Source organism: Sporosarcina sp. FSL W7-1349, from assembly GCF_038003045.1.
Lineage (GTDB): Bacteria > Bacillota > Bacilli > Bacillales_A > Planococcaceae > Sporosarcina.
In genome coordinates, this window is sequence record NZ_JBBOOK010000001.1 from 2,656,210 (window position 1) to 2,668,644 (window position 12,435).

Below are 12,435 nucleotides of genomic sequence, written 5' to 3' on the forward strand. Positions count from 1 at the left end.
TATATTGTCAAGGAAATATATTCCACAAGTGAAGAAAGACGGATCGGAGGTTGACGAGTTAGTAATCCGCACTGTGCAGCGATTTTTTATCCTATCAAATAGCTCTTTACAGAACTCTTACATTTAGGACAAGCAAACAACCAGCCCGTGGCCGGACTGGTTGCTTGGTTTTCATTCATTTACTGTTTAATACTCAATGTTTTCCTACGGAACATCCAAAGACCCGCTAAGATCAATGTCAAGCCAGCCGCCATCGGAACGATTGGGTAAGCTTCCCCTGTTTGAGGCAAGATCTTTCCATTCGTGGCTGACTTGTTTAGGCTGTCCACCTTATCCGTGGATGTGGATGGTTGTGTCGGAATTTCCGGTTTTCCTGGGTTCGTTGGTGTTTCTACATCCGTTGAACCCCCAGTAACATTTGAGCCACTTGGCGTTTCGGATTCAACCGGATTCTCCGATGTATTTGAATCATCTGGGTTGCTTGGTTCGCTTGGATTGCCTGGGTTTGCTGGCTCTTCTGGATTGCTCGGTTTGCCAGATTCGCCTGGTTTGTTCGGGTCAACCGGTTTATTTGGGTCAACCGGTTTGCCGGGTTCACCTGGCTTGTTCGGATCACCTGGCTTGTTCGGATCACCTGGCTTGTTCGGATCACCTGGCTTGTTCGGATCACCTGGCTTGTTCGGATCACCTGGCGTTGTTGGTGGTGTACCACCGCCACCACCGCCACCGCCGCCACCGCCGCCACCGCCGGATGATGGTGATGGTGGTTTAACAACTGCGTCACATTTGTCTGTCACTGTAAATGAATTGATAAGGTTTGTGCCTTCGTACACATAATACGTACCTGGTTGAATGATGTTCGGGAATATAACTTTTCCATCTGCATCCGTTGTAAAAATAGTGTTCCCGTTTGCGTCTTCGATTTCTTTGCCGCTTGCATCCCTAACTGTAATATCAAAGCCAGGACGTCCGTTGCCGTTACGATCTTGTACAGTTAACGTGAAGTCAGTACATGTAGGGGCGCCTTTTACTTCATCTTGACAACCCACTAGGTAACTGACATCAATTTCACCGATCAATAACTCGCCTTGAAATACATTGTATTTGCCTGCTGGTAAATCTTTTGATGGAATTGTAATTTTACCATTTGTATCTGTTGTTGCTGTCTTGATAGGCTTCCCAGCTTTGTCTTTCACCGTTACAGAAACGTTCGGGCGAACATCGCCATTCTCGTCTTTTACAGTAAGTGTGAAAGACGTACATGTCGGTGCCGGTTGAACGTCGGCCTCACAGTCAATATTGACGGCAAATTCATCGAACGGCGTAGCTGAATTTCCTTCATATACATCGTACTCACCCGCTGGCAATGGCCCAGTCGTCGTGACTTTTCCATTTCCGTTCGTAGTGAGTGTTTCGATTACATTTCCGTCTTTATCTTTGATTGTGAATTCAATACCCGCTCCACGCGGGTTTCCATCAACGTCTCTCACTGTTAAGGTAAATGTCTCGCAAGTTGGGGCTTCCGTTACCTTAGCTTCACAAGGAGTTGGAACATCTTCTTTATACGTAATCTTGACATCACCAAGATATTGCTTGCCTTCATACACTTTATAATCGCCTGTTTGCGTGGTAGCTGAAGGTACTGTGAATTTACCGTTTGCGTCCGTTGTTGCTGTGATTTCTGGTATAGTGCTATCTGTTTTGTGCTTTAATGTTACAGTCACGCCTGGACGTGCGATGTTGTCGTTGCCTTCGATGGTAATTGTAAATGCTGAACAAGACGGCACTGGAGCGATTTCACCTTTACAATCACCATCAAACGTGACTGTTACCTCTCCAAGCGTCACTTCTGTTCCACTTTCATTTGTGGTAACTGTGTATTTTCCAGCTTTGACAACAGCGGGATCTACTGTAATCTCTCCATCGCCGTTTGTTACTGCATTGTGTAGCTTACCTGTGGCATCATTTGTTAACGTGACTGTTTTACCTGCTACTGGATTCCCATCAACGTCTTTAATAGTTAATGTAAAATCGGTACATACATTTTGACCTGTTTTAAAGTTCTCAACTTCAACGATTTGTTTGCCGTCGTGCAGACCGCTCGTTGCGACTTTAGCACGATCAAGTTCAAATCTCGTGTCGGCCGGCTTATCATAGCCTGGCAGTACGCCCGTTTCTTCTAACGTGTACCAACCCTCTGTCAGTTTCATACCAAGGTCGAATACTCCATTCGCATCCGTTCTCTTAGCGATCAACGGGACGCCTGGCTGAAAGTCACTAAATAAAGTAAACTCCACATCCGCCAATGGTTCGCCTGTCGCCCCATCTGTTTTGACAACAACAAATGGCACTTTAACAGTCGTTCCGGCATTTCCGTATCTAAAGTTGCTGATGGAAAAATTATTAGAAGCTTGGTTTCCATCCGCGCTAACATAATTAACTTGAACCTCGTTAGTAACAGTAGAGTTATTATCCCCCATGTAAATTGTTTCGTAATCAATATAGTACGCACTATCACCATCCGGTAATTTTAACGTAAACGTACCTTCTTGAATATCGACATCCAACTCATATTCATTGCCAGATAGCAAAGTATTCTGTTTTGGTGCATTAAAATTAGCACTATCCGACTTTCCACTTAACTCTACTCTGTACACTTTAAATGAATCCGCTTTAATCAACTGATTCGGGTTACCGTCATTATCTTTACCGACTGTGTCTGTAATAACAATGTTTTCAAGGTCTGACTGAGCGTAGTTGAATTCGAAGTTCCACTGAATCCCCGCAGTCTGATTAATTTGGCTACCTGTTTTCTTGATCAGTTGATCCGTGTAATTGACACCGACTGTTTTCTCCCAAGAAGCGTTTGGAACGCCTCCATCTGTTAGTGTTGCCTCATTTTTTATTGAAACCTTGTTTCCTGTTGTTGGAAATACACCGTCAGCATCTTTAGATTTATAGGTTACTCTATGAGGCTGATCAATGGTACCTAGTTCTAATTTAATTTCATAACTAGGATTAACTGCAGTGTTTACAACCGATACTTCATCGCCTTCAATAAATCTACCATTCGAATCTAGAGTACCTTCATGGACTACAATGTCGAAAATCTCCTGAGTATTCGGCAAGACATCTTCAAAAATTGCATTAGTCAATGAGTTGAGGTTAAAGTTCAGTTCAACTTCCCACTCAAACTCTTTTGATACGTAATTGTAATTACCTGTCTTTTTACCATTCGCCGTTTGTTCGGCAGCAACGGAATGCGTTGCCGAATCTGATGGATCAACTGGTAAACCAGAGTTATTTATCGTAACGCTATTATGAAACTGACGATTATTCGAACCAACGTCTCTGATGTCATAGGCTGTTGTGTACGTAATGACAACTTGCTGATTTGTCGAATTGTCTAAGGTAACTGTAAAACCACCTTTATTCGAATGAACATTGTTGTCTTCATCTATATAATCAGTTTTTTGAACTGTATATCCTGAAATAAGCTTTGAACCACCTACACGGACTTCCAATGAACTTTCGATCAATTCCATGTTGCCATTCGTAAATGTATCCGTGAATACCGTACCTGCAGCCAAATTATAGCCTGCTTGGTTGGCGGTAATCGTCCAATCCATTGTTTTGGCTTGATAGTTCGGTGTACCAGTCGCAGATTTATTTAACATAAAGTTATTTTTGTTATACGTTACAGATGGATTTTTTGTAATCCCGATATCACTGCGTGTAACAGTGTTTGTTACTGTAAAGTTCGTTGTAGCAAACACATCAGTTGGTGTTGTTTTGTATTTAATGACATATGGTTTTGTAACATCTTGATTGAATTGAAGTGTAAAACCTTCGCCATTATCAGTCTTCGTATATTCAGACGGATCTGCCGGTGTCGTTCCATCTTCCTCGTACACGTTAAAATCTGACATTTCTTGTGTTCCTGTACCGCTTCCATCAGTTGTTAACCAACTATCTGTCAATACGGCATTCCCTTGTGTAATTGTACGTTTATTAAAGTTATACTGAATCGTCCACTCTGTTGCTAAGTCTGAGCTAGTAGGATAAGCGGACACTTCCTTGCTTAACGGCGTTCCGTAATTAACAGTTGTCGATCTAGTCGGAGCAGGCGTACTATTATACGTTGCATTATTCCGGTACGTTACGGACTCATTATTCCCTGGGTCATCCGGAATCGTGTGGTACGTGATTTCATACGCTTTCGTTCCGTCCAAGCTAATAGTCATTTCAGTGTCTGAAGTAAAGTTTGGTGAAACCCCTGTCGCAGGAGTCCTACTTAAAACAGTACCGTCTGGTTTCATCGTAAGTTCAGTAATTGTTACTGTTCCTTGATCAAACGTATGCCCGCTTCCATTGTTCGCACTTAATGTATCAGTAAATGTTACCGTGCCTGTCGCTTTTAAATCTGTGTTTACTGTGACAGTCCATGTGATATAGTCGCTATTCTGATTACTAGGCTGAGGAGTTCCATTGTTCTTTGTAATCGTGGAACCACCTAATGGTGTGAAATTCAGTGCAATATTCGCTTGACCAGGTAAATTAATCGTTTCATTTACATCGTTGCCTGTGTTGTTGAATGTTGCTGCAATGAAGAAATGTGCACCTGGTTCAAATCCAGTACCGTTCAATCCATCATGAATATTCTCATTAAATGTTATCGTAATATCATTGCCGTTCTTTGTAATTTCCCCAAGTTCGCCAAATGCAGTTCCTTGCGGGAATGTGATATTTGTGAAAATATCCGGCAATGTATATGTCATCGTTGTACCGGGGCCGTAACTATGGCCTGCCGCTAGTTCCATGTTAAATTTAAATTCTGCAGTTTGGCCGTTTTGTACAGTGACGGGTCCCGTTCCTGAAACAGTTTGATCACCAACTGTAAACTCTGTACTTTTAATGACGTCTTCTGGCGGCATCACTGCAGCTGGTGGGATGTTAAGTAGCTCCGCCTGACCAGCAAGATTTTCGATTTCAGATTCCTCAACAACCTCTTCCTCTTCCTCTTCCTCTTCCTCAGGTACTTGCGAATCACCTTCGCCATCTACCTCATCGTCTTCAGGTGTGTTTCCTTCTTCGCCAGATGACGATTCATCGGAATCAGGAACTGGTGTGTTAGTCTCATCTTCCGGATCGTTATTCCCGTTGAGGCTGTCATCGCCGGCCGAATCGTCATTACCGTCGGAGTTGTCTCCATCATCTGGATCATCCGGGGACGGTGTCGGGGCAGAAGGATCTTCTACCGCGTCCTTCTCTTCTTGCTGCTCCTTCCCTGCAACAGGATCATCGTCCTCATTTGCCCAAACCGTACCAACCGGTCCAAGCACCGTCTGCCCTAACAGAAGCAGCGTGAGCATCATTATATTCAACCATTTCTTCAAAACTCTCATTCCTCTCCTTTCTCTATCCTATCTACTTTCCAAAAAGCGGGTTGCCCTCTGTTTTTTCAAATAGAAATGCCCCCTTGTCCCTAATTTTTATTTATATAAAAATTATATAAATACCTAAATCAATGTTCCGCCACGTCCTGTAATTCCGCTTGGACAATCAGTCGATTGGGCGGATGTCGTTTGCCTAGCGGGGTGCATGTGACAAGCGTAAGTAACGGTGTTTCCGCGTCATCTAGTACACCGATTTCCGATTGGTGGACGATGAATGTATCGGTCACTTTATAGCGAAGTGTTTCACCTGCGGTTTCCACCGTAATTTCGTCCCCTTCCCTTAATTCGCCAAGCCTATTGAATTGCTGACCTTTCGCTACAGAGCGGTGGCCTGCCAGTCCAACATTATGCTGGGCGAATTCCTTTTGCGGCTCAATCATTCCGGCTCCTTTGGCAAGCTCTGTTTCCGAGACGCGTTCGAATATGATCATTCCCAGGTCGATTTTCGGGATTTCCAACATGCCTCGCGCCCCGTCCAACATGGTGTTTTGACTATTGTCAGCCGCGTTTTTTTCAGGGGACGGCAACGCGATCTCTGTCTCCATTGCAAGGTCGGCTTGTCCCATTTCTCCTAGCTTCTCAAATGTCGCAAGGAGTTGTTGTTGCTGGCGATCGAAAGCGATTTTTTTGAGTAATGGGTAGCTGACGAGCAGCAGCCCGGCCAACAAGAACAGCCATCCTATCCATCTGCGCAACACGCCACCTCCCTCGCATAGAACCCCAATTCTCTATTAGTATAAAGAAGACTTCTTACAAATCTCTTAAACAAAAAAATTAAGAGAATGGTACTAGAAAACAGACTTTGGTATCAGTTACCATCCCAACTCCAAAAAAGTTCTGAATAGTCCCTAAGTTGTCTTGATGACTGTCACCCCATCAAGTCACCAATAAAAAAGCACAACCCTTCAACGAAAAGGTTGTGCTTCGAAAACTTTCCTAATTTAATTACTCCAACCAAGGAACATCAATCAACGTACGACCGATCCATTCACGCAGGACTTCGTTAGTCGGTCCCATCAACGCCCCCGCACGTCCGTCGCGCAGGAATTTCTCGACTTGACCTGTCAGGTAGCCACGGCCGCCCGATACTTGCAATGCCGCATTGGTCACCGTGATGACCATGTCTGCTGCGTGCGTTTTCAGCTGCCACAGCGGGTACAGGCATTCGGACAGTTCCAGACCTTTTTCTGCGCACTCGTCCATCGCCTTTGCCGTTCGATACAGCATGCTGCGGGCGCTATCGATTAGAATTTGGGATTTCGCCAGTTCGTGACGGATCACTTGGTAGCCCGCTACGTTCGAACCTGTGTCGGCATGCACTTTCTTTTTAGCACCGTCAATGGCCGCATTCAACGCGCCCTGCGCAATGCCGATCCAGCAAGCCGCCGTTCCGAGCAAGAAGAGCGGATCGACCGTGTTGTCATTGTAATAGCCTGCTCCGCCTTCGCCGCCGATGCGGTTTTCAAGCGGTACTTGGACATTCTCAAACTTCATCGGTCCGCTCGCGTTCCCGCGCAGCCCCATTGCGGAGAACGGGAATGATTGGATGCCTTCTTGATCTTTTTCGACAAGTAGATACATCAGGTTGTCCTGATCCTTTGTGTCAGGGGAAGAAGTTGCTACTATATAAAAGTCGGCTTCTCCGCCACTTGTCACGAATGACTTATCGGCATTCAATAAGTAACCGCTTTCGTTCCGCGGCGCTTCACTGACGACGTTCCAGAAATGCCCGCCAGTCGCCGGTTCACTGAATGCCAAGGCACCGACATCACCCCTCAAGACGCCTGGAATGAAGCGCTTTCTTTGTTCCTCGGTCCCCGCCTCATACAGCGTATGTACAGTCGTCGTATGCATGACCCAGCACATCGTCGAGGATGGACAATAGTGGGCAAAACTTTCGGCGAGCACGGAAAATGCGGTAAATCCGTTTTCCAAACCGCCCGCTTCCACCGGAATGGTAACAGCTCCATAACCCGCTTCCGCAATTTCTTTCAAACTTTCTTTTGGATATTTCCCTTCCTGGTCTGAAATGATGGCCCGCGAAAGAAGCTCTTTCTCGCCCAATAAATGAGCCAGTTTTTGCAATTCCTCAAAATCTTCCGGGCAAGTCCACCATGTCGGGACCTCCATAATTCCTTCTTTTTCTTGTACCGCTGCTGTCGTTTTCACCAATGTGCTTTCACTCCAAATCATTTAGTGAACCTACTTTTGTTAAATGATTTGATTGAATAAAGTAAGGATGGGTATTTGCAAAAGAAGTAGGTATACACCTACCATTCGTTAATTGGTACTAGAGTGCTCTAGTAAGATGCGGAAATGTAGAAGTAATAAAGATAAGAAACGTACGCAGATTAACATTGCAAAAAAGTAAAAGTAACCCCATATTGTTTAAGTAAAAATCCTTAACAAAAGTAGGCCCTTCTTATATGCTAGCATAGTTACTGGAAAAGTCAAAAAAATACCGGGTCGCTGCGTTTGAATTAACACGGTTATTCAAACAAACAAGTTAATTCAAACTTTCACGTTTGTTATGTTTGTTTCGGTGCCTGGCACCTTTTCTAAGAAATAATTGGTATAATACAAACCATCGAGAAACTGTAAAGAAGGTCGAGGTATTGAGCAAAACCCCATTTATTTTAGGTGGAATAGAGCTTATAGCTATATTTTCCGCTCTTTTTTATTTATTAGGCATTCGGGCCGATATCCGAAAAGTTTCCACTTTGTCACTCGGCGTTGTATTGCCGACTATACTGGCTTCCATGATGGCTAGATGGCTGGGCATCCTTATCCTGATGATTTCCACCACTCTCATTTTCTATCTATTTTCACGTAATATCCGGGTGATTATCGATTTATTGAGTATTTTTATAGGAGGCATCCTCGCCGATCATTTGGCGCAAATTGTGAATCATCCCTTGTTCGCCGGAACAAGCCTAGCTTTGCCGATTCATTTGGTGTGCTTCCTCCTTCTATTCCTAGGCTACGTCTATGCGTATAAGCGTATAATCGCAACACAATGGTGCCTCTTCAAAAGTTCGCCTATCATACTCGTCCTAGTCGTATTACTGATCAGTGCGACTGTTTTTATTTTGTATTGGAACATATTCACGATTTCGACTGAAAATGTGATCACCCTAGTGAGGATCAATTTTGTCATCCAAGTAGGTTATGTGGCTCTGGCCGGGGGAATATTTGGCTTATTATTTATCCATCTACAACGCCAACAGCAAGTGAAACAACGGGAAATAAAGCTGGAGCAATACATGATGTACACGGAAGCTTTGGAACAAGTCAATCGGGATATGCAGAAATTTCGCCATGACTATGCGAATATATTGCAGACAATCCAAGGGTATTTGGATACGGACAATTTAAAAGACTTGAAGCGGTATTACAAGCAACATATCATCACGTCTGGGGAGCATACGCTATTTCGGAACAGAGTGCTCGGCAGTCTTGATCATTTGCAACTTGTCGGATTAAGAGGGTTGCTTGCCACAAAGTCGATTGAAGCGGATGAGCAAGGCATTCAAGTGTCGATTCGAATTCCCGAACCGATTGACGACATCCGGATGGACATTATCGATTTGACCCGAATTATCGGAATTTTAATGGACAATGCAATTGAAGCGAATCTCCGAATGGAACAAGGAAAAGTCGATGTCGCCTTTTGGAAGACGGACTCCCCTTCGATTGTCATCCGTATCCGGAACACCACTCCGGAAGACACGATCCGGTTGACGGACCTTGGTCGGGAATCATTTTCCACGAAAGGGACGGACCGGGGCATCGGCCTTTCGAATGTCCGACAAATTTTACAGCAATACGAAAACGCCCTTCTGAAGACGCAAATCGAAGGGCAGTGGTTTATTCAGGAACTGGAGATTTTCTTTGTAGATGGAGCCGGATGATAAAACATGGATGAACGGAAAAGCACATGAACCAGACCATGTGCTTTTTTCAACTGTCACCTTAAAAATATATGCTTCGGTTGCTTCCAGAAAAATGCAATCACGGTTCCAATCGCTATAACGATGGCAGCGAAATAATATGGGTAATCGACATCGATATCGAACAGAAACCCGCCGACAATCGGGCCGAAAATATTGCCAAGGCTTGTAAAAGTGGAGTTCATCCCTCCGACGAACCCCTGTTCATTGCCGGCAATTTTCGACAAATAGGATGTGATGGCAGGACGAATGAGGTCAAACCCTGTAAACAGCACGAAGGTGGTCAATAAAATAGCGAAATACGAACTGACAAACGTCATTAACAATACAAGCAGCCCGGACACGATGAGGGAATAGCGGATCAGATTGATTTCCCCCATCTTTTTGGTCAATCGGTCGAATAAAAGGACTTGGCTGATGGCCCCTACAATGCCGCTTCCTGTAATGATAATCGCAATGTCTTTCGGAGTGAAACCAAATTTATGGTCAACAAATAAACTGAACAGCGATTCAAACGATGCAAGTCCGAAAGACAACACGAAAATGAGGACGAACGCAATGAGATACATCGGGATGAAGATGCGGCGGAGGCCGGTCTGCTGTCCAGGCATCGGAATCTCCGCAGCCGCATGTTCAGGCTCTCTCAGCATGATTTGGGAGAGGACTGCGGCCAAGATCCCTAACACCCCCGCTGAATAAAACGGAACGCGTGTGCCGAATTCGGCGAGAAACCCTCCGATGCCCGGCCCGATGATGAAACCTGTGCTGATAGCCGCGGACATATAGCCCAACGCCTTGGCGCGCGTTTCACTCGTTGTGATATCGGCAATGAATGCTGTCACCGCCGGCATGATGAAAGCCGCACTCACTCCGCCCAACATACGGGAGATGAACAAGACTCCCACCGTCTTCCCATACCCAAATAAAAATTCCGATAAGCCAAATACGACTAAGCCGAGCACAATCATGATCTTTCGTCCATATTTATCGATCCAGCTGCCGGCAAACGGGGAAACGATCAGCTGGGTAATCGCGAAGGCGGCGACCATGTACCCGACGACCTTGCCGGAAATGTTCAACTCATTCATGATGGTCGGCAGCACCGGAATGACGAGTCCGATCCCGAGGAAGGCAATAAACAAATTCGTTAACAGTATTGCCAATACACCTTTTTGATTTTTCATCTATAAAACCCTCTCTTAGGTACCAGGCACCCAAACAAACACGTTTATTCAAATAAACAAGATTGTTTAAACAAACGTGTTTATTTGAACTTTCATGTTTATTTACTCACTTGGCGCAATAGTGCAACATTTTCTCCTAGTTAGTTATTTCCCAAAAGCATTCATTTCTTATGGATTGTTATATATACTGAAATTTGCATGTTAAAGAAGCAGCCATTTATAACATATTGAATAGTATATTCTACCAAAAAGGAGTTTGTCCATGGAAACAAAACGAGGGGGATTTTTTCAGAAATTCCTAGACATCATTGAGAAGACCGGGAACCGTTTACCACATCCCGTTACCTTATTTGCGGTTTTGGCTTTAGTTGTCATTATTTTATCCGCAGTCATCTCTTCCCTCGGCGTGAAAGTCGCCCATCCCGGAAAAGATGGGGAAATGATCGAGGTATTCAACCTTCTGAGCGGGGAAGGAATCCATTATATCATTACGAATATGACAGCGAACTTCATCGGCTTCGCGCCGCTCGGTGTCGTGCTGCTCACTATGCTTGGAATCGGGATTGCCGAAGGTTCCGGCCTAATTAGCGCATTGCTTCGCGGATTCGTCATGTCCGTTCCGAAGCGCCTCATTACGCTGGGGCTCGTGTTTGCCGGTGTTATGTCCAGTGTTGCTTCCGATGCAGGATATGTCGTCTTGCCGCCACTTGGAGCCGTCATTTTCGCTGCGCTTGGTCGTCATCCGCTTGCCGGTCTGGCCGCCGCGTTCGCCGGCGTCTCCGGCGGATTCAGTGCTAACCTGCTCTTGTCTGGGACCGATGCCCTGCTCGGTGAATTAACTATCATGTCTGCGGCCATCATTGATCCAGGTTACGCGGAAGGCATGAACATTGCGATGAACTATTACTTCATTGCCGTGTCTGTTTTTGTCCTGACGTTTGTTGGTGCTTGGGTGACCGAGAAGATCATCGAGCCACGCCTCGGGGAGTATAACGGCGAATACCGTGAGAAAATGGAGAAGTTAAGCGCTATCGAAAAGAAAGGCTTGATTTGGGCAGGTATTTCGGTCGTTGTGGCAGGTATTCTTGTTTCCCTTCTTGTGCTTCTTCCAGGAGCACCGTTACGTGGAGATGAAGGAGACATGCCGATCATCAAATCGCCTTTCATGCAAGCCCTTGTGCCGATCATCACCTTCCTGTTCCTCGTGCCAGGCCTTGTTTACGGTAAAGTGACCAAGGCGATCCGGAATGACAAAGACGTGGCGAATATGATGTCCGCGACGATGGCAACGATGGGCGCGTTCATCGTGCTGTCATTTACTGCGAGCCAATTTGTCGCATTCTTCTCGGAGTCAAATATGGGTCTCGTCCTTGGCGTATATGGGGCGGAGTTCCTGCAAAGCATCAATTTGAAAGGTATCCCGCTTATCCTTTTATTCATTTTGATTTCGGCTTTCATCAACCTGTTCATCGGGAGTGCTTCCGCGAAATGGGCTATGATGGCGCCTGTATTCGTCCCGATCATGATGCAGCTCGGCTACTCGCCGGAACTGACTCAGATGGCGTACCGCGTCGCGGATTCTTCCACCAATATCATTTCACCTTTGATGACGTATTTCGCTATCATCATCGCCTTTGCACAGAAGTATGATAAAAAGATGGGAATCGGAACACTCGTCTCTGTTATGTTCCCATATTCCATGTTCTTCCTAGCGTTCTGGAGCCTGACGTTGATTGTCTGGATGCTGTTGGGCATCGATTTGGGACCGGGATCACCGATTTATTATGGAAAATAAAGAGACGGCTCAACCTTGCGGACAAGGTTGGGCCTTTTTTATAAGCAGCC

The 12,435-nt window shown here is 45.3% G+C and carries 6 protein-coding genes; 2 read left to right on the plus strand and 4 right to left on the minus strand.

All coding sequences use genetic code 11. The features are described 5' to 3' along the window. Positions 1 to 179: 179 nt before the first annotated feature. From MKY41_RS13125 to MKY41_RS13135, 3 genes are all read right to left on the minus strand, one after another. Positions 180 to 5,396: a collagen binding domain-containing protein gene (locus tag MKY41_RS13125; RefSeq protein WP_340745439.1), complete on the minus strand. Its 5,217-nt coding sequence runs from the start codon at positions 5,394 to 5,396 to the stop codon at positions 180 to 182. A gap of 128 nt (positions 5,397 to 5,524) precedes the next feature. Continuing rightward, complete coding sequence (locus tag MKY41_RS13130; protein ID WP_340745440.1) at positions 5,525 to 6,151, minus strand: class D sortase; 627 nt, start codon at positions 6,149 to 6,151, stop codon at positions 5,525 to 5,527. Positions 6,152 to 6,401: 250 nt separating this feature from the next. Then, complete coding sequence (locus MKY41_RS13135) at positions 6,402 to 7,649, minus strand: acyl-CoA dehydrogenase family protein (RefSeq protein WP_340745441.1); 1,248 nt, start codon at positions 7,647 to 7,649, stop codon at positions 6,402 to 6,404. A gap of 422 nt (positions 7,650 to 8,071) precedes the next feature. Between MKY41_RS13135 and MKY41_RS13140 the strand changes: the two genes are divergently transcribed. Beyond that, a complete protein-coding gene (locus MKY41_RS13140; protein WP_340745442.1) occupies positions 8,072 to 9,367 on the plus strand; it encodes a sensor histidine kinase in 1,296 nt (431 codons plus the stop codon). Positions 9,368 to 9,423: 56 nt separating this feature from the next. Here the strand turns inward: MKY41_RS13140 and norA are convergent, their stop codons facing one another. Continuing rightward, positions 9,424 to 10,590, minus strand: coding sequence for a multidrug efflux MFS transporter NorA (gene norA, locus MKY41_RS13145; RefSeq protein WP_340745443.1), 1,167 nt, complete (start codon positions 10,588 to 10,590; stop codon positions 9,424 to 9,426). A gap of 262 nt (positions 10,591 to 10,852) precedes the next feature. On the opposite strand from norA, the gene MKY41_RS13150 reads away from it, so the two are divergent. Then, positions 10,853 to 12,385 carry an AbgT family transporter gene (locus tag MKY41_RS13150; RefSeq protein WP_340745444.1) on the plus strand — a complete coding sequence of 511 codons (1,533 nt, stop codon included), beginning with the start codon at positions 10,853 to 10,855 and terminating at the stop codon, positions 12,383 to 12,385. The last annotated feature ends 50 nt before the right edge of the window (positions 12,386 to 12,435 follow it).

Excerpts from the sequence above, each read along its gene's own strand:
- MKY41_RS13150 (WP_340745444.1), top strand. The coding sequence starts at position 10,853 with ATGGAAACAAAACGAGGGGGATTTTTTCAGAAATTCCTAGACATCATT.
- norA (WP_340745443.1), bottom strand. The coding sequence starts at position 10,590 with ATGAAAAATCAAAAAGGTGTATTGGCAATACTGTTAACGAATTTGTTT.
- MKY41_RS13135 (WP_340745441.1), bottom strand. The coding sequence starts at position 7,649 with ATGATTTGGAGTGAAAGCACATTGGTGAAAACGACAGCAGCGGTACAA.